Source organism: Flavobacterium sp. W22_SRS_FK3 (genome assembly GCF_052113665.1).
In the GTDB taxonomy this organism is placed as follows: Bacteria; Bacteroidota; Bacteroidia; order Flavobacteriales; family Flavobacteriaceae; genus Flavobacterium.
The window spans coordinates 24008-42896 of record NZ_JBGQOF010000019.1; the positions used below are offsets into that span (position 1 = coordinate 24008).

Below are 18889 nucleotides of genomic sequence, written 5' to 3' on the forward strand. Positions count from 1 at the left end.
ATATCAATCAGGATTTGCCAGGATTTTATACAATTCAGCATTTGAAATGTAAAACTGATTTTCTATACTAATTTGAGAAAGTTTTGCACTTACTAAATTATTTTCCCTTGAATTGATTAGGAAAATAGAGCTTTCTCCAAATGAAAAGAGTTTTTCTTCTGAGTTTAACATTGTCATATAGTCTTTTACCAGATTATCAATTATTCCTTTTTGTCTTTTCAAAGATGCAATTTCAGTCTGCTGTGCTTTTATTTTATTTTTAAGTTCCAGTCGCTGCTGATCAATATCAAATTTTAAATCCTGAATTTTAAGCTTAGCCAGTTTTAAGCTTCCACGCTCTTTTCTCAAAAAAATTGGAATACTGAAATCGACATTAAACTTATAATCATCAGTATTTAAAGAATTAAAATAAGATGGTTCAGAGATATAATTGTACCCTACATTTAGCTTTGGCAGCAATGAATTTGCTTTAAGCTGTCTTCCAACCTCAAGTATTGACATTTTGGTTTCTAAGGCCTGAATCTTTGGATGAGAATCCAACACTTCAACATTCACCATCATGGCATCTGTTTTTAAAGTGCCTTCAAGTGTCTGAATTAGGCTCTCTTCCGGTTTTACGGTGTCATCCAGTTCAACAGGAACATTTTCAATCCATAAATAATTAGAAAGATATAATTTGGCTTTGGCCAGTTTTAAATTTCCGTTTTCTACATTCAATTCTCTGTTTCTGACCGTAATTCCGGCTTCAACGCTATCAATTGCAGGTGAGTCTCCAAGTTCGATGAGTTTTTTCACTCCGGCAAAACGTGTGCCTGCAAAACCTAAATATCTTTTATACAACTCTGCTTCGTTATAACTTTTTCTCCATTCAAAATAAGCTTCACTGGCTTTGTACAAAACCTCAATTGCTTTCAGTTTTCTTTGCGCATCGCTTAGTTGGAGCTGCAATTTTCCTTCCCGAACATCAGCCATTCGCTGGTTGATAAACATTCCCTGACCTAAGGCAACATTAATTCCCAGGGAAGTCAATCCTGCCTCAGGCGTTTTATTCTGCGGATTATAATATAGTCCGTCTGTCTGGTCAAAACCTGCTTTAATTTCGATTCCGTACCAGGTTGGGATTTTAAAACTGCTGTTTAATAACGAATAATATTCAGTTCCCTTAAACTCTTTTTTATTATAATCGACTTCAATTTTAGGGTCAAATCCGCCGCGTGCCGTCATAAGTGCAGCCTGAGCATTTGAAATTTCCAAATTTGCCTGTTTTACCAGCGGATGGTATTTTTTTACATATCCTAAAAACTCGCTGTAACTTAATTCTTCTTTATTAAAATCCTGACTGTATGCTGTTGAAAAGCAGAATAAAAATAAAAAAGAAAATACATATACAACATATCTAAACTTATTTTTTGTCCTTTCCATCCTTTGTGTCTTTTTCATCTGACTTATAATAATTTGGAGGAAAACCATTCAGGTTACGCCATATTTCATAACCAACAGAAACCGTTTCTAGTAAAGCGATACTTTGTGCACCAGCTCCAATACTGAGTTCTTTAGGCCATTTCTCATGTTTATTACCATCCGGAGAAACCAGAATCCTGTATTTTCCATTGGTGCTGATAAAGTTTTCAATTGCCACTACCTTACCGCCAAAAGTTCCGTATGATAATCCCGGCCAGCCAGAAAATACAATTCTCGGCCAGCCGTCAAACCAAACCCGAACTTTTGCCCCCCGATGTACCAACGGAAGATCGATAGGGTCTACATACGTTTCGACTGCAATATCATAACTTGCCGGCATAATGCTGACAATAGAAGTTCCTTCTTTAATAGTTTCTCCAAGACCCGCCAGCAAGGCACGGTTTACATAACCGCTCTGCGGTGCCGTGATGTAGTACAAACCGTTTCTAAGGCTGTAATTGACATATTGATTCTGCAGTTTATTTACCTGAGCTTCTGTATCATATTGCGTACTTAAAGCCGTGAATTTATCACTTTTTGATTTTGAGATTTTCTCAGTGTACTCAGCTGTAATTCGGTTAATCTCTACTTTTGCATTTATTAGTTCATTTTTACTGCTCAAAAGCTTGTTTTGCTGCGTTACTATATAAGCTTCAGACTCCTGAAGTTTCAATCTTTTCTGCTCCACATCTGTAAGTGGTTTTAAACCTTCTTTGTTCAATGCTGTCGAACGATCAAATTGGGTTTTTGCGATTCTTAGCTGTGTTTTTACTGCTTCGAGATCCATACTGTCGCTTTTTATTTTCAGCTGGGCTTGTTTTATTTTATTTTGAGCTTGTTGCAGTTTTAATTCTCTTTCTCTACTAAGCGACTGTGCCTGAACATCAAGAGAATTTACTTTGTCTCCATATGATTCTACAGCCATTTTTTTAGCATCAACCTGCTGTTTTGTGTTTCCAACCAGATTAGGATCTAAATAGTCTTCTTTTGTTTCTGAAATAAAAAGGATTGTATCCCCTTTCTTTACATAATCACCTTCCTGTACGTACCATTTTTCAATTCTTCCGGCAATGGTGTTATGTACTGTTTGTGGTCTTTGATCTGGTTTTAATGTTGTAACTGAACCACTTCCAGAGATATTCTGTGTCCATGGCAGAAAAAGACATGCTACACAAAAAATCAGGAAACCAATTATAACTCTGTTTAAAATTTTATAATGTGGTCTGCGGGCAACGCTGGTAATAGATTTGTATTTGCCCGGAGTTATCAGTACATTATTATCTTTAGATATATTAAGCATGATTAAAGCTTTATGTCGTTAATAATTTTTCCGTCATCGATCGTTATCATACGGTCACATTTGTTCTTCCAAAAATCACTTTTAGCAGTCACAATTACCGTCCAGTCATTTTCTTTTGAAAGTAAAAAGTCAACAATTTTACCTGAAGTCAGTTCGTCCATTTTGTCAACAGGATCTTCAAGAAACAGAATGTTAGGTTTATGAACAATACTTCGCGCCAAAAGTATTTTCTGAATATCCGAAGCAGAAAGTTCGCGTCCCCCGGGGTGAATCTGATTTTCTAATCCGTTCTCAAATGTTTTGATATAAGGTGTCAGACAAACATTGTCTAAAGCCCATTTTAAATCGTCATTGTTAATAGTTTCATTTCCAAAAAGTATATTTTCTCTTATGGTTCCGTCAAAAAGTGTATCTCCCTGCAAAAATGTTCCGGCCTGAGCTCTGTAAGTATCTTCATTTAGTCGGTTCATATAATTATCAGTCACATACATTGCACCACTTTCTGGTTCCAGTAACCCGGACAATAAACGTAATAAAGTACTTTTACCGGCACCGTTTGTTCCGCTCAAAATAATTTTTTCTCCCTGATTTATTTTGAGATTAATGTTTTTAAGCGATTTTTTAGTATGTCCCGGATAATTGTAAGTAAGACTTTCAGTTTCAATATTAATTCCGGTTTCGGTAATAGTCGAGGTTTGTGGAATACACGAAATTTCCATATCGGTCACCTGTCCTATTTTTTCTAATGACGTCAGCACATCATAAAAAGATTCGAGCCCGAAAATTATTTTCTCAACAGAATTGATCAGCAGCACAATCACAATTTCAGCTGCCACAAACTGCCCAATATTCATTTGATGGTGAATTACCAGAAAACCTCCAATGGATAAAAGGGCAGCCGTAACAATAACTTTAAAAATAGTGAGCTGAATATATTGTTTTTTTATTACCTGAAAATGCTTTTCACGGTTGTTTATATATTGGCTTACATAACCGTCGTTTCTTTCCAATGCATAATCAAAAGCTCCTTTTCTTCGGAAGCTTTCACGATTTCGGGCAATTTCCTGAAGCCACGCTGCTACTTTATATTTAAATTTTGATTCATAAAGGCTTGTTTCTAAACCATCTTTATATGAAAATTTAAAAATTATATATAGGATAACGATAAATAACAAACCAATTACAGTAAAGAATGAATGGTATAATACCAATAAGATAATACCGAGACCTACCTGCAGAAAAGCAGTACAGAAGTCTAATAAAAGCTTTGCTGTACCTTTTTGTACCATGAGGGTATCAAAAAACCGATTTGCTTTTTCAGGAGCATATTCAGAATACATTTCTTTAAATTTGATTAAAGGCAATCTGTAAGCAAATTCAAAAGAAGATCTTACAAAAATTCGCTGTTGCAGATTTTCTACTATCCGAAGCTGTAATATGATCAGTACTCCTCCAAAACCAACTCCAATTGTAACTAAAAAAACAAGTACAATCCAGGAAACACTAAGTTGTCCGCTCTGAATAAAATTAATAATCGCCTGAATTCCTAATGGCAGGGAAAGGTTTACCAAACCTGCAAAGGCTGCATAAAAAATAATTTGATATACATCACGCTTATCAAGCTGAAGTAAATTGTAAAAACGTTTTAAAGGTGTCATGTTTATATAAATACAAGATTAACAGATAACTATTAATATACGGTAATAACCATATTCAGGATGATAGAATATATTCTAATTCACACAAAAATAAGTATTTATACAATAATTTGAGGAGGCTGCAAGTGGATTTTAATATGGAAACCAAAAGAAAAAACAGGATTTTCTATATAACTTTTTATTTTAAATCCTGATGGGAAAAATAAATTGTTTAATGAAGTATTTACAGGAACTAAATAATCCAATAGTAAAATGCTTTTTCCCAGTTTAGCAGTTTTAGAGTCTTTTGTTTCGTAATCGTCCTGTTCTTCAGCGATTCCATCACATTTGAACATCTTTTTAAGAAAATTACAAGTCATTCCTTCTATAGAATCTGTTGCAACATTATAACTTACCAGTCGGTCAAAATTATCCGCCAGATTGATACTGCTCATTAAAAAGTAGCCAATTAGTAACGCCTGCAGGCATTTACATAAAAAACTATTTTTAATCTTATTCAGCATTTAGAAAATTTGTTCAGGGGCGCAATTTAGAACTAAATTTTAAGCGGTACATTAGAATAACATTAGAATAGCGTTCATTTTTGTTATTTTTTTCTTAAAAGAAAAATTCAAAAAATAGTTTAAGAAAAACTAAAGATTATGATAACTACTGTCATCCGGCTATTTTCTTAAAATGCTTTTATTTTTTAGCCAAACTATAATTTATTGATTTTTAAATAATTAGCAAGATGTATTTTCCCCCCTGTTTAATAGCGATATGTCTCCTTTATTAGATATTCCTTTTCTTAGTTTTACTTTAACAAGAAAAGTAGTTTGCTTGTTGAAATTATTACTAACCTCAACCAAACCAAAAATTATGAACCAAAAAATTTTATTATGGACTTTTTTAGCTTTCTTTTCAATGCAAATGAGAGCACAAACCTACGACATCGTAGTTGCCAAGGATGGCAGTGGTAATTATACTACGGTACAGGCTGCAGTAAATGCAGCTCCTTCTAATAGTTCGGCCAGAACTAAAATTTACATTAAAAATGGCACTTATTATGAAGTAATTACGATTCCTTCAAATAAAACCAATCTGACATTCATAGGCCAAAGTTCGACTGGAACAATTTTAACCTATAATAATTACGCTGCCAAAATTAATCCGGCTACAGGAACCGCCTACGGAACCTCTAATTCGGCCAGTACCTTTATCAATGGTGCAGGATTTTATGCATTGAATCTTACATTCGCTAATTCGTCAGGACCTGTTGGACAAGCCGTAGCAGTTCGTTCTACTGCAGACAAAGCCGTTTTTAAAAACTGCCGTTTTCTAGGAGATCAGGATACTTATTATCCCCACAGTGGAAGATCTTATCATGAAAATTGCTATTTCGAAGGCACTACAGACTTTATTTTTGGAGGAGCCATTGCCTATTTTCAAAACTGCCAGCTTTACACGAAAGGTGGAAGCTCTTTAACTGCTGCCAATACCCCATCTCATCTTGCTTATGGATACGTATTCAATAACTGCCAGATTATAGGTTCAGGAAGTAATATTACAGATCTAGGTCGTCCTTGGGGAGGATATGCATCTGTTACTTTTATGAACACCAGTATGACCAATGCTATTAAAGCAGCAGGCTGGAACGACTGGGGTAACGCTGCCAATCAGGTTACAGTACGTTTTGCAGAATATAATAACTCAGGATCTGGTTATAACCCATCTTCCAGGGTTTCATGGGCTAAAATTTTGACTAGTACTCAAGCTAACTCTTTTTCTAAATTAAATGTTTTAAAAGCGAATAATGCCAACCCTCAGGTTGCTGATAACTGGAATCCGGACACTATCATTAATTCCGTTTCACTTGCAGCTACATTGACAAAGCACGGAGCTGGAGGATCGAGCCAGACCTTACCTGTAAATACTGCGATTACGGGCTTTTATTATTCTTGGGAAAATGCTACTACAGTAAGTGTTTCAGGATTACCGTCAGGAATCACTGGTACTATAAATAATTCAGCTAAAACTATAACTTTCGGAGGAAACCCAACTGTAAGTGGAACTTTTAACTATACCATTAACACAATTGGTGGTTCGCCAAACACAACAAAATCAGGTACTTTGACAGTAACTCCAGCTAATTCTCTAACAAACAAAACGGCAACTGCTCTGGCGGTTACTTCTCCAGCATTTCCGGGTGCCGAAGGTTTTGGACGATATACGAGTGGTGGTCGTGGCGGTCAGGTAATCTACGTTACCAATCTGAATGATTCAGGTGCAGGAAGTTTAAGGGCAGCTGTTACGGCAACTGGAACCCGAACAGTAATGTTTAAAGTTTCTGGGATCATTGCACTTAATTCAGATTTGAGAATCAACAATGGAAATATCACCATAGCAGGCCAGACTGCACCGGGCGATGGAATCTGTTTGAAAAATTATTCAGTAAATGTAGATGCTGATAATGTTATCATTAGATATCTTCGTTTCCGTATGGGTGACCAGGCTCAGCATGAAGGCGATGCTATAGGCGGACGAAACCATAAGAATATTATCATTGATCACTGCTCTATGAGCTGGAGTACAGACGAATGTGCTTCATTTTATGACAATGAGAACTTTACTATGCAGTGGTGTATGATGTCTGAAAGTCTGCGTGTATCTGTTCATGGCAAAGGAACCCATGGTTATGGCGGAATTTGGGGAGGAAAAAAAGCCTCATTTCATCATAATATGTTAGCGCATCATGATAGCCGAAATGCGCGTTTTTGTGGCAGCAGATACTCGGGAATTCCGAATCTTGAGCAGGTTGATTTTAGAAATAATGTTATTTATAACTGGGGCGGAAACAGTGCTTATGCTGCTGAAGGAGGCTCCTACAACCTTACCAATAATTATTACAAATCTGGTCCGGCAACAGGTTCGGGTGTAAACGACAGAATCATATCCCCTGGTCAGGATGATGGTTCTAACAACCAGCCTGCTGGAGTTTGGGGCAGTTTTTACGTTAATGGAAATCATACTACAGCAAATTCTACTACTACAGGTAATAATTGGAATGGAGTTGATCCTAATCCATCTTCGAAAAGTAAAACAGAACTTCGTGTAAATACTGAATATGATTTTGGTGATATGACTACTCATTCTGCAGCAAATGCCTATAATAGGGTATTAGCGTATGTTGGAGCTAGTCTTAAGCGTGATGCAGTAGATAACAGAATCGTATCAGAAGCCACTAATGGAACTTTTACTTACACGGGATCAAACGGAAGTACTAAAGGTTTAATAGACACACAATCTGATGTTGGAGGATGGCCAGCCTACAATTCCACTGCAGCGCCAACAGATACGGATAATGACGGAATGCCTAATAGCTGGGAAAGTGCTAATGGTCTGAATAGTAATAATGCTTCTGATGGAGCAACCTATACATTGAGTTCAATATATACTAATCTAGAGGTTTACCTTAATGGATTGGTAGGAACAATCACCACCAATCAAAATCTAAACGGAACTGCAAACTATACAGATCCTACTAGTGCTGCAGCTCTTGTCAAACACGGTGCAGGTTCGTCATCTCAAACTGTGAGTGTACATACACCAATAGTTGGTTTTTATTATTCATGGACAAATGCTGCCTCAGCCACTGCTTCAGGATTACCTTCCGGTGTTACGGCAACAGTGAATGCTACAGCACAAACTATTTCGATAAGCGGAACTCCGACACAATCGGGTACATTCAATTTCACAATAACCACTACAGGAGGGGCACCAAATGCATCAGTTTCAGGCAGAATTATTGTAAATGGCAATACTACTATTACTGAGATTTCTATTGATGAAAATCAAACAGGCTTCTGTTTTGTTGAAGGTACAATAGATAGTAATAATGCCGGTTTTCAGGGTGCCGGTTTTGCCAATGCAAATAATGCAATAGGGTCAGGAATTGAATGGTCTGTGAATACTTCTTCCGGAAATTACATACTTCGTTGGAAATATTCTAATGGAGGCACTACTGCAAGAACAGCTAAAGTAATAGTGGATGGTGTTACATTGGCTACAGCAGACTTTAACATTACAACGAACTGGACTACATGGGTTGAGAATTCAAGCGCTTTAGTGACAGTAGCGCTTTCAGCAGGTAACCATGTCATCAGATTAGAAGGAACAACAGCATCAGGCTTGGCTAATATCGATAAAATAGAGATTGAAGGAGTTAATCCTGTTGCAGTTAGTTGTAGCAATACAGCCAAAACAGCGCTTTCTAATAATACAATAAATGATGTTCCTGAAGCTAAGACTGAAGTGAAAATCTATCCTTTACCGTTCAAAAATGAATTTTACATGGAACTTGGTACTATCGTGAAAGTGAAACAGATTTTAGTATTCAATATGCTTGGACAACAGATTTACGCACTAAACGAAATTACCGATCCAACAGTTAAGGTGAGTATTGATAGCAGTGGAGGCATATATGTAGTTAAAATAATCACTGAAAATGGTGTTATAAATAAAGCCATTATCAAAGAATAAATTTTATCCAAAGTTTCTTTCTATAGAAAACCCTATCAGAATTTTTAGTTTCTGATAGGGTTTTTTAATTTTATAGTAACGTCTTTTAATAAATAATGGCGTAATATTGTACCATTATACTTCATTATTAATTTTTATTTCTTATCAATTCTATAGAGCCTGCCTTCATCTGTAACGGCATATAAAGCGCCATCATTTCCCTGAGTTACATCTCTGAATCTTTGATTTTCCTGTGTCAAAAGTCTTTCTTCTCCAATAACACGGTTGTTTTCGATAGCAAGTCTAATGATATGCTTAGTTGTTAATGATCCTATAAAAAGATTGTTTTTCCATTCCGGAACGCGATCACCGCTATAAAAAGTCATACCGCTTGGTGATACAACAGGATCCCAATAATAAACAGGCTGTTCCATACCTTCCTGTTTTTGAATTCCGGCACCTATCTTTTCTCCGCTATATTCGATTCCATAGGTAATGGTTGGCCATCCATAGTTACCCCCGGCTTTTAATCGATTTATTTCATCACCTCCACGTGGTCCGTGTTCACTCTGCCAAATTTCACCAGTAACAGGATGAAGAGCCAGACCCTGTGGGTTTCTATGTCCCAAAGTATATAACTCGGGTAAAGCTCCAGTCCCACTAATTGTTGGATTACCCGCCGCAGGCTGTCCATCTTTTGTAATTCGGATTACTTTTCCAAGAGCTGCTGATACGGATTGAGCCAATGGTCTGGTCTCAAGCACAGAACGTTCTCCTGTACTTACTACCAAATTACCTGTTTTATCAAAAAGAATACGCCCACCGTAATGAAGAGTGCTTACATTTGCAGGATTTGCGCGATAAATTACTGTTGCACCTTCAATTGTTTTCTCATCATTTGATAATTTTCCTTTGGCAACTGCTGTACGATTTCCAGCTTCAGCAAAAACCCAATAAATCATTCGGTTAGAGGCAAATTCAGGATCAAGGCATAATCCCAGCAAACCTCCCTGACCTGCAGAATTGACGTTAGGAATCCCTGTAATGGCAACACTTACTTCTCCTGTTATTTTGACAATTCGCATATTTCCCGCTTTCTCTGTTATTAAAAGTCTGCCGTCAGGAAGTGCTTTTACTCCCCAGGGACTTTCCAGAGTTGATGTAATAATCTTTGCATCATAACTCGTATTAGTCTGCAAACCTTGTACTCGTGTTTGCCCTTCAAATGCAGGAATGTAAGTTGTATTTGGTGCATTGTTTTCTACCGGATTAGTTGGTGTACCCGGATCATTATTTTTATTATCATCATTCGAACAGCTAATTAACAGAAATAGAGCAGTCGAAAAACTTAAGATATAATTTGAATTTTTCATTGTATTTGGGATTTAAAATTTAATATTCTTTAATAACTAACAAAATGTTTTTTAGCTAAGCATATCAAAAATCCAAAATTATTCTTAGAAAAAATTATATAATTTATTTTATAATTTATATAATTTCAAATCAATCTAAGAATATCAAATCATTTTAGCAAATTGAATATTAAATTTTATATCACAAACCTTAAATACCATGTAAAAAAATAAATAAACATTGGTGATATACTATTTATTTTTATATTTGCGTTATTTTTATTTATTCTAAATAGTTTGAGTTGGCTTATTTAAATTCAGCTTTTTAAACCTAATAAATCAAATATAAATTCATATTTCTATTAATAAAGACTTCTATAAAATTTATGAAAAACAATCTATTTGTTTCTATTGCTTTAGCGGCATCATTATTCTTAAATGCTCAGCAAAAAAATACATTATTAGAACAATCCTTCTGGAAAACTACGCCAGATGTAAATACTGTTAAAGCAGAAATAGCAAAGGGCAATAGCCCGTCTGCCTCTACTTCAAATGCCTTTGATGTCGTGGTTTTAGCAATTAATAATGATGCTCCAACAGAAACTATTAAATTTTTACTGGAACAGCCGGGTAATGAAGTAAATAAACCTACTCACGATAACCGAATTTACCTTCACTGGGCTGCGGGAAAAGGAAATATTGAAATCGTAAGATACCTTATAGCAAAAGGTTCTGATATTAATTTAGAAGACAGCCACGGTTCGTTTCCAATAACAGCTGCAGCCAGCAGTGGTCAAAGTAATACGGAACTTTATGAAGCTTTTTTTAAAGCCGGAATTGATCCGAATAAAAAATACCAAAACGGTGCTAACTTATTGTTATTGGCTATTTCATCGGACAAAGAATTAAAAGCTGCCGATTATTTTGCTACAAAAGGAATGTCTTTGAAAGATGTTGATAATGATGGAAATACTGCCTTTACATATGCTGCAAGATCCGGAAATATTCTACTTTTGAAAAAACTTCTCAAAAAAGGAGTTAAACCAAATGATAATGCACTTTTTACTGCTGCGCAAGGAAGTCGCAGAGAAAGTAACACTATAGAAACTTATAAATATTTGGTTGAAGAAGTAAAAATTAAACCAACTGCTACTAACAAGGATGGGCAAAATGTACTTCACTTTCTGGCAAATAAACCCAATCAAACCGAAATTATAAATTATTTTATTGCCAAAGGTGTAAATGTGAATAAAGCCGATAATGAAGGAAATACACCGTTGATGGTTGCAGCTTCTGCCAGAGAAACAAATGCATTAGAACAATTATTGCCAAATGCAAAAAATAGTAATGCTCAAAACTTAAAAGGCGAATCTGCCTTAACATTCGCTGTTAAATCAGGAACTCCTAATGCTGTTGAGATTCTTTTAAACAAAGGTGCAGATGTAAAAGTCATGGACAAAGACGGAAACAATCTTGGTTTTTATTTGATACAATCATATCGTCCTCAAATGATGGGACGCGGTGGTGATGGAGCTAACACCAAACAAGATCCTTTTGCTGCGAAAACAAAATTACTACAAGATAAAGGTTTAAAGTTAGCAGCTCCTCAAAAGGATGGCAATACATTATACCATTTAGCCGTAGTTAAAAATGATTTAACCTTATTAAAAAAAATAGCTGATCTAAACATTGACATCAACGCAAAAAACAAAGATGGATTAACAGCTTTACATAAAGCAGCAATGGTTTCTAAAGATAATACAATCCTGAAATACCTTTTATCTCTTGGTGCCAAAAAAGACATTACCACCGAATTTGATGAAAGCGCTTATGCTTTGGCAAAAGAAAACGAAACTTTCACTAAAAATAACGTATCATTAGATTTTTTAAAATAACAATCAGCAAATACATATTACAAAACAAGAATTTACACATGAAATCAATATTTAAAATAAGCCTGACTACACTACTAATCTGTTTTTTATCTTTTCAGGTTACTGCACAAAGCAGTAAATATAAATGTATGCTGCAAATGTCAAACTATATGGGCGAAGGAGCTTACGTTGTAGTATCTCTTATCAACGCTAAAGGTGAGTATGAAAAAACGCTTTATGTAATGGGTGATGATAAAAAATGGTACAAATCATTGAAAGAATGGCATAAATTTTATGCTCAAAAACCTACAGATATCAGCGCAAAAACCGGAGCTTCTGTTACGGGTGGCGATAGAAGTATTACAACTATAGAAATTGAAGATTCTAAAATAAACAAAGGATATAAATTGCGATTTGAATCGGCTGTTGAAGATCAGAAATATTATACCAATGATTTAGAAATTCCGCTTACTACTGAGGGAATTGCCCAAAAAACGGAAGGAAAAGGATATATTAGATACGTAAGGCTAAACAAAATTTAATACGGTTACATTACTAGCATATATTCAATGACTCTTTCTTTCTGGCGTTACACACATTTGGCTTTGGCCTTATTTTCTTCGATATTTTTGCTTTTAGCTTCGGTAACCGGAATTATTCTGGCAATCGATGCGGTTCAGGAAAAAACATTGCCTTACAAAGTAGTAAATTTTGACAAAATAACTTTGGGAGAAACACTGCCAATATTAAAAAAAACGTATCCGGAAATTACAGAATTGAGTATTGATTATAATCAATTTGTAACATTGCAGGCAATTGAAGAGGATGGAAATGACATCAACGCTTATATCGATCCAAAAACCGGTAAAACATTGGGCACTCCTCTCAAAAAGAGTGAGTTTATTCAATGGGTTACCGGTTTTCATCGTTCTTTGTTTCTTCATGAAGCGGGACGATTTTTTGTTGGAGTAATCTCTTTTTGTTTATTATTAATATCCATTTCGGGTTTCGTTCTGGTTTTAAAAAGACAACGTGGAATCCGAAACTTCTTTTCGAAAGTAATCAGGGAATATTTTACTCAGTATTACCATGTTGTTTTGGGAAGATTGGCATTAATCCCGATTTTGATTATCGCCATCACAGGAACTTATTTGTCACTGGAAAGATTCCATTTTTTCATGGGGAAGGAAAAAACCAAGTCTGTAAAAACAGAACTTTCGGCGGAAGAAAAAACAACTTCCATTTTTAAAAATACACTGTTATCAGACGTTAAAAAAATAGAATTCCCTTTTACGGATGATCCGGAAGAATATTATATCATCGAATTAAAAGACCGTGAAATTGAAGTAAATCAGGTTACAGGAACTGTTATTTCAGAAAAACGTTCTCCGCTGACTCTTCAGTTATCTGCCTTGAGCCTGGATCTTCATACCGGAAGAATTCATGCAGTCTGGGCTGTGGTTTTAGCTTTAGCCTGTATCAATATACTGTTCTTTATTTATTCCGGATTTACGATGACGTTAAAACGACGTTCAAGCCGTATAAAAAATAAATTCAGCGCCAATGAAAGCAATATAATTCTTTTAGTAGGATCTGAAAATGGCAGTTCTTTCAGGTTTGCCAATGCGGTCCTGAAACAATTAACAGATCAGGGACACAAAGCTTTTATAACCGAATTAAACCGTTTTGCTGTTTATCCCAAAGCAGAGCATATTATTGTCTTTTCTTCAACACACGGTTTAGGAGATGCTCCTTCAAACGGAACTCAATTTAAATCGCTTTTACACAAGCAACAGCAGCAGCAAAACATTACATTTTCTGTAGTGGGTTTTGGGTCAGAATCATATCCTGATTTTTGCAAATTTGCGATAGAAATCGACCAGCTTTTAGAAACTCAAAACTGGACAGAACGCTTTCTGGAATTGCAGACGGTTAACGACAAATCGGCTGTTGAATTTGTAAACTGGGTAAAATTATGGAGCGAAAAAACCGGAATTCCATTAGCCACTACTCCATCTTTATACAATCATGTTCCCAAAGGGTTACAGAAACTGATGGTTTTAAACAAAACGGCTATTTCTGAAACGGAACACACATTTATACTAACACTTCGTGCCAGTGCTAGAACTAAATTTGCTTCAGGCGATTTGCTGGCAGTTTATCCGGCCAATGATTCCCGTGAACGCCTCTACTCTATCGGAAATCATTCGGGAAATATTCAGTTGGTTGTAAAACTGCATCCACACGGATTAGGTTCAGGATTTTTAAATAATCTGGAAGCAGGAAATACCATTAAAGCCCGAATCATTAATAACAAAGCTTTTCATTTTCCTGTCAAAGCTCCAAAAGTGGCTCTGATTTCAAACGGAACCGGAATTGCCCCTTTCCTTGGAATGATAGAGCAAAACAGAAAAAAAACAGAAACTCATTTGTACTGTGGCTTTAGAATGGAAACCGAAACCGTTTCAGGTTATAAAAAGTTTTCAGATGAAATGATTCAGAAACAAAAACTTACGAGTTTTCATCTGGCTCTTTCGCGTGAAGCGGAACATATATACGTGATGGATTTGATCAAACGAGATACAGCCTTTTTTATCCATTTATTACAGCAAGGTGGTGTCATTATGATTTGTGGTTCGCTTGTCATGCAGAAAGATGTAGAAACAATTCTAGACGAATTATGTCTGGCAAACAACATTAAAAACCTCTATGATTATAAGAAAAACGGTCAGCTACTAACTGATTGTTATTAATATTTTAATATCATGAGGTCATTTTATTATAAAATATTGTTTCTTTTTATACTTATTTCAAGTCTTTCCGGACATTCACAAATATTGCGCAAAAGAACTACCTTGCTAATGGGAGGACGTTTCGATATTAGCATTGTCACCAAAGATTCTTTAACTGCTGAACAAAACATAAACGAAGTTATTGCAGAAATCAGCCGAATTGAAAACCTGATTTCAGACTGGAAACCGGATTCGCAGGTTTCTGAAGTAAATCAAAATGCAGGAATTAAACCCGTAAAAGTAGATCGTGAAGTTTTCGAATTAACACAGAGAGCAATAAAATTATCCCAACTAACCAATGGTGCTTTTGATATCAGTTTTGCCGCTATGGACCGAATCTGGAAGTTTGACGGCTCTATGACCGAGATGCCTTCGGCGGAAGCCATCAAAAAATCAGTAGAAAAAGTTGGTTATAAAAACATCATTTTAGACAGTATTCAATCGACTATTTTCTTAAAACTAAAAGGCATGAAAATTGGTTTTGGCGCTTTGGGAGAAGGATACGCAACCGACAGATGCAGAACTATGATGCTCACCAAAGGCATAAAAGCAGGAATCATAAACGGATCGGGCGATATGAGCACGTGGGGAAAACAGCCTAACGGAGATGACTGGAAAATAGGAATTACGAATCCGTTTAAGCCTGAAAAATTGCTGGCCGTTGTTCAGTTGAATGAAGGTGCGGTAACAACTTCCGGCAACTATGAAAAATTTGTTGTTTTTAATGGTAAACGATATTCTCACATTATAAATCCTGCTACAGGTTATCCTGCTACAGGTTTATGCAGCGTAACTGTTTTTGGTCCCAATGCCGAAACTGCAAACGGTTTAAGTACTTCTATTATGGTTTTGGGTAAAGATGAAGGTTTGCTTTTACTTCAAAAATTTCCATATTACAGTTCTGTGATGATTACTGATAATGGGAAAGTGATTAAATCGAAAAATTTTAAGGTTTCTAAATTTAAAGCTAAATTGTAGGTGATATCAAATAAGATTAAAAAAACAAAATCTAGTGTACGGCCTTTGATAACTTTTTTTAGTACTCATTAAATCTTTTTTGTTTTATTTCTTCATTTTCCGGAGCGAATGTTTTTACAATCGGTTGAATAAAAGAATCTCCATCACCTGGCCATTTTAAGCCAAAACTTGACCATCCTGAATTCCATATCAAAATCATCTCTTTCCAATATGGAATATCTTTTTCTTCATTAAATTTATAATCCTTTTCTAAAATTTCCCTTAATTCTTTTTTGGTTTCAGGGTACCATTCCTTATCTTCTTCGTCATAAACCAGCTCTATTAAACCTAATTCATCTTTAAGTTCATTCAATATATAACTTCTTAAATTCCATCCATACACTATTATGTCTGAACCATATACTGACAAAACAGGGCGGAATTTTAAATTTTCATCACTAATAATGAATCTATGGGACTTAATAGGTATTAATTTAGGAGTTTTCTGAAACCAATCTGAAAATATTTTTTCTTTTTCTATATCTGAAATTGGCTTTTCCCCCCAAGATTTCAGCCATACCTGATTTACGCCTAATACATCCTCTAAAATTGTTTTATACGGCCAAATTAATCTTTCAGTAATTTCTTTATCGTCCTTTTGCCAATTATAAAAATAAGGTATTTCCTCTACCAAAATTTCAGCATTTTCATCAAATGTTTCTGTATACTCAATTTTTTCATACCGGTCAATCGTATGTAGAATCCTTAAGAAATCTTTGTGTTCTGGAGTAAATTCAATAACATATTTACGTTCAATGTTACTAATTTCTTCATCAGTTAATCCAATCCATTTTGCACCATACATCCAATCATCACATACAAAATCTTCCAGGGACGTTTCCGGATCTTTGCTCCAAAATGATTCAGTTCGTTCTTTGACCCAATACAAAAAGTCAATGTAATTTTCAGGTATTTTCTCCATTTCTTTTTTTTTAGTTTCTGCTACCTATCTCCTATTCGAAGACTCACGTGCCAAAACCTCCGTATTCAAAAAAGTAATCTCTTTAACTTCATCACTTTTAGAAGATTTTAGGTTTTTGATAATAATTTCGGCAGCAGCCTTACCCATTTTTTCTGCAGGATGTGTAATTGTGGACAAATTTGGATCAATAATTTGGGAAATCGGGTCATTATTAAAACCTATAATCGCAACATCATCCGGAACTTTTATACCTCTTTTTTTAGCGGTCTGAACAGCACTTACGGCAATAATGTCTCCAGCTGCAAATATACCATCCGGAATAGGCTTTAAATCAAACAATTTATTGCTTGCCTTTACTCCGTCTTCATATGTAACTGATTTTAAATTCACAATCAGTTCTTCATCCACAGGAAAATTATGATCTTTTAAGGCTTCGATATAACCTCTTCTTCTTTCATTATATAAATTACCAAATTCTGATCCCGCAGTTAAATGTGCTATTCGGGTACAGCCCTGATCAATTAAGTGTTTCGTAGCTTTATAACCTGCTGAATAATTGTCGATGATGACCCTGAAAGTATTAAAATCCTTAGGAACCCTGTCGACAAAAACTAACGGAATATTATTGTTTGAAAACTGAAGAAAATGCGATGTATCCCTAGTTTCCATAGCCAATGAACAAATAACACCGCTTACACGATTGCTATATAAAGACTTAGCCATGCTTGCCTCTTCTTCAGCAGAATCATGGGATTGCATAATAATGACAGTATAACCGGATTTTTGAGCTGTAATTTCGATACCGCTAATCAAAGAAGATAAAAAAGGCTGCGTAACAGTCGGAATCAAAACACCTATAGTTTTGGTTTTATTTCCACGTAAACCTGCTGCTAAAGTATTGGGCACAAAACCCATTTCTTCGGCAGTTTTTTTTACTTTCTTTATCGTTTTTTCACTAATGGTGTGATGGTCTTGTAAAGCTCTGGAAATTGTTGAAGTAGCTAAATTTAACTTTTTAGCAATATCATAAATGGTTACATGCTTATTTTCTTCCATGAAATAAATAATAAATAGGTGTAAATATAACTATTTTCTACCCAACAAATAATCTGCTAAAAGTCTGCTTGATTTAAGAAGGATATATTTTGTAATTTTAAAAATCAAAACTGCATTAACATGACCAATTCCCTTTTTATATTAGCAAACAAAAATCTTAAAAAAATAATTGTTACAGGAATTACTTATGTGTTCTCTGTTTCAGCTTTTGCACAGACAGAAAATAGGAATTGGAACGGTAAAAAATGTGCTGTGGTACTGACTTACGATGATGCCTTAAATATTCATTTGGACAAGGTGATTCCGATGCTGAATTCATATCAACTGAAAGGTACTTTTTATCTGATAGGTTCCTCCCTTGTTGTTTCTCAGAGAATCGAAGAATGGAGAATGGCTGCAAAACAAGGTCATGAACTTGGAAATCATACTTTAAACCATCCCTGCAACGGGAATTTACCCGGAAGAGAATTTGTAAAACCGGAAACTGATTTGTCCAAATATACTGTTGCGAGAGCCGTTAAGGAAACCCAAATCACGAACACTTTACTAAAAGCTATTGATGGTAAAGACGAACGTACTTTTGCTTATCCATGTGGAGATTTAACCATTAGGGATACACTTTATTATAATTTTCTAAAAAATGATTTTGTGGCTGCCCGGGGAGTGTCATCAGGATATTTAAAAAGAAAAGAGGTAGATTTTTCGAATATAAATTCCTTTTTCCAAAACGGAAGTACAGCCGAACAAATGATAGCCCAAGTTGAAGAAGCGGAAAAAAAGGGTTCTTTTATTGTTTTTCTGTTTCACGGAGTTGGCGGTGAACATTCCTTAAATATCGATTTGGAAGAACACAGAAAATTACTCGAATATTTGAAGAAAAGAAAAAAAGATATTTGGGTAACAACAATGGTGGATTTGGCGAAATATAGTAGAGGAAATTAAATTTCTGCCGATCAATTT

The 18889-nt window shown here is 35.3% G+C and carries 13 protein-coding genes; 6 read left to right on the top strand and 7 right to left on the bottom strand.

Annotated features, from left to right (window positions below; genetic code table 11):
• Positions 1 to 3 precede the first annotated feature (3 nt).
• The 4 genes from ACEN2I_RS16435 to ACEN2I_RS16450 form a co-directional block, all read right to left on the bottom strand.
• Entirely contained in the window at positions 4 to 1422 is a 1419-nt protein-coding gene (locus ACEN2I_RS16435) for a TolC family protein (RefSeq protein WP_441767194.1), read from the bottom strand.
• A complete protein-coding gene (locus ACEN2I_RS16440; RefSeq protein WP_441767195.1) occupies positions 1403 to 2761 on the bottom strand; it encodes an HlyD family secretion protein in 1359 nt (452 codons plus the stop codon). The genes ACEN2I_RS16435 and ACEN2I_RS16440 overlap by 20 nt, the downstream gene beginning before the upstream one ends.
• Before the next feature lie 2 nt (positions 2762 to 2763).
• Complete coding sequence (locus tag ACEN2I_RS16445; protein WP_441767196.1) at positions 2764 to 4419, bottom strand: peptidase domain-containing ABC transporter; 1656 nt, start codon at positions 4417 to 4419, stop codon at positions 2764 to 2766.
• 98 nt (positions 4420 to 4517) lie between these two features.
• The gene (locus ACEN2I_RS16450) at positions 4518 to 4922 is read right to left on the bottom strand and encodes a hypothetical protein (protein ID WP_441767197.1); all 405 of its coding nucleotides are present in this window, start codon (positions 4920 to 4922) and stop codon (positions 4518 to 4520) included.
• 355 nt (positions 4923 to 5277) lie between these two features.
• On the opposite strand from ACEN2I_RS16450, the gene ACEN2I_RS16455 reads away from it, so the two are divergent.
• A complete protein-coding gene (locus ACEN2I_RS16455) occupies positions 5278 to 8937 on the top strand; it encodes a pectinesterase family protein (protein WP_441767198.1) in 3660 nt (1219 codons plus the stop codon).
• Positions 8938 to 9071: 134 nt separating this feature from the next.
• On the opposite strand, the gene ACEN2I_RS16460 is transcribed toward ACEN2I_RS16455, so the two are convergent.
• Positions 9072 to 10289 carry a PQQ-dependent sugar dehydrogenase gene (locus ACEN2I_RS16460; protein WP_441767199.1) on the bottom strand — a complete coding sequence of 406 codons (1218 nt, stop codon included), beginning with the start codon at positions 10287 to 10289 and terminating at the stop codon, positions 9072 to 9074.
• Between the two features lie 365 nt (positions 10290 to 10654).
• Here ACEN2I_RS16460 and ACEN2I_RS16465 point away from each other — a divergent pair, with 365 nt between their 5' ends.
• The 4 genes from ACEN2I_RS16465 to ACEN2I_RS16480 are packed head-to-tail and all read left to right on the top strand — an operon-like array spanning position 10655 to position 15912.
• Complete coding sequence (locus ACEN2I_RS16465) at positions 10655 to 12163, top strand: ankyrin repeat domain-containing protein (RefSeq protein WP_441767200.1); 1509 nt, start codon at positions 10655 to 10657, stop codon at positions 12161 to 12163.
• Positions 12164 to 12201: 38 nt separating this feature from the next.
• Positions 12202 to 12684 (top strand): DUF2271 domain-containing protein, encoded by a 483-nt coding sequence (locus tag ACEN2I_RS16470; protein WP_441767201.1) that lies wholly within the window; start codon positions 12202 to 12204, stop codon positions 12682 to 12684.
• Between the two features lie 27 nt (positions 12685 to 12711).
• Complete coding sequence (locus tag ACEN2I_RS16475; protein ID WP_441767202.1) at positions 12712 to 14895, top strand: PepSY domain-containing protein; 2184 nt, start codon at positions 12712 to 12714, stop codon at positions 14893 to 14895.
• A 12-nt stretch (positions 14896 to 14907) separates the two neighbouring features.
• Positions 14908 to 15912: an FAD:protein FMN transferase gene (locus ACEN2I_RS16480; RefSeq protein ID WP_441767203.1), complete on the top strand. Its 1005-nt coding sequence runs from the start codon at positions 14908 to 14910 to the stop codon at positions 15910 to 15912.
• Between the two features lie 58 nt (positions 15913 to 15970).
• Here the strand turns inward: ACEN2I_RS16480 and ACEN2I_RS16485 are convergent, their stop codons facing one another.
• Together ACEN2I_RS16485 and ACEN2I_RS16490 are read right to left on the bottom strand one after the other, a co-directional pair.
• Entirely contained in the window at positions 15971 to 16873 is a 903-nt protein-coding gene (locus ACEN2I_RS16485) for a hypothetical protein (RefSeq protein WP_441767204.1), read from the bottom strand.
• Positions 16874 to 16897: 24 nt separating this feature from the next.
• Entirely contained in the window at positions 16898 to 17929 is a 1032-nt protein-coding gene (locus tag ACEN2I_RS16490; RefSeq protein ID WP_441767205.1) for a LacI family DNA-binding transcriptional regulator, read from the bottom strand.
• 120 nt (positions 17930 to 18049) lie between these two features.
• On the opposite strand from ACEN2I_RS16490, the gene ACEN2I_RS16495 reads away from it, so the two are divergent.
• Positions 18050 to 18871, top strand: a complete 822-nt coding sequence (locus ACEN2I_RS16495; protein ID WP_441767206.1) for a polysaccharide deacetylase family protein — start codon at positions 18050 to 18052, stop codon at positions 18869 to 18871.
• The last annotated feature ends 18 nt before the right edge of the window (positions 18872 to 18889 follow it).

Coding starts and splice junctions, on each gene's coding strand:
- ACEN2I_RS16435 (WP_441767194.1), bottom strand. CDS start 1,422: ATGGAAAGGACAAAAAATAAGTTTAGATATGTTGTATATGTATTTTCT.
- ACEN2I_RS16440 (WP_441767195.1), bottom strand. CDS start 2,761: ATGCTTAATATATCTAAAGATAATAATGTACTGATAACTCCGGGCAAA.
- ACEN2I_RS16445 (WP_441767196.1), bottom strand. CDS start 4,419: ATGACACCTTTAAAACGTTTTTACAATTTACTTCAGCTTGATAAGCGT.
- ACEN2I_RS16450 (WP_441767197.1), bottom strand. CDS start 4,922: ATGCTGAATAAGATTAAAAATAGTTTTTTATGTAAATGCCTGCAGGCG.
- ACEN2I_RS16455 (WP_441767198.1), top strand. CDS start 5,278: ATGAACCAAAAAATTTTATTATGGACTTTTTTAGCTTTCTTTTCAATG.
- ACEN2I_RS16460 (WP_441767199.1), bottom strand. CDS start 10,289: ATGAAAAATTCAAATTATATCTTAAGTTTTTCGACTGCTCTATTTCTG.
- ACEN2I_RS16465 (WP_441767200.1), top strand. CDS start 10,655: ATGAAAAACAATCTATTTGTTTCTATTGCTTTAGCGGCATCATTATTC.
- ACEN2I_RS16470 (WP_441767201.1), top strand. CDS start 12,202: ATGAAATCAATATTTAAAATAAGCCTGACTACACTACTAATCTGTTTT.
- ACEN2I_RS16475 (WP_441767202.1), top strand. CDS start 12,712: ATGACTCTTTCTTTCTGGCGTTACACACATTTGGCTTTGGCCTTATTT.
- ACEN2I_RS16480 (WP_441767203.1), top strand. CDS start 14,908: ATGAGGTCATTTTATTATAAAATATTGTTTCTTTTTATACTTATTTCA.
- ACEN2I_RS16485 (WP_441767204.1), bottom strand. CDS start 16,873: ATGGAGAAAATACCTGAAAATTACATTGACTTTTTGTATTGGGTCAAA.
- ACEN2I_RS16490 (WP_441767205.1), bottom strand. CDS start 17,929: ATGGAAGAAAATAAGCATGTAACCATTTATGATATTGCTAAAAAGTTA.
- ACEN2I_RS16495 (WP_441767206.1), top strand. CDS start 18,050: ATGACCAATTCCCTTTTTATATTAGCAAACAAAAATCTTAAAAAAATA.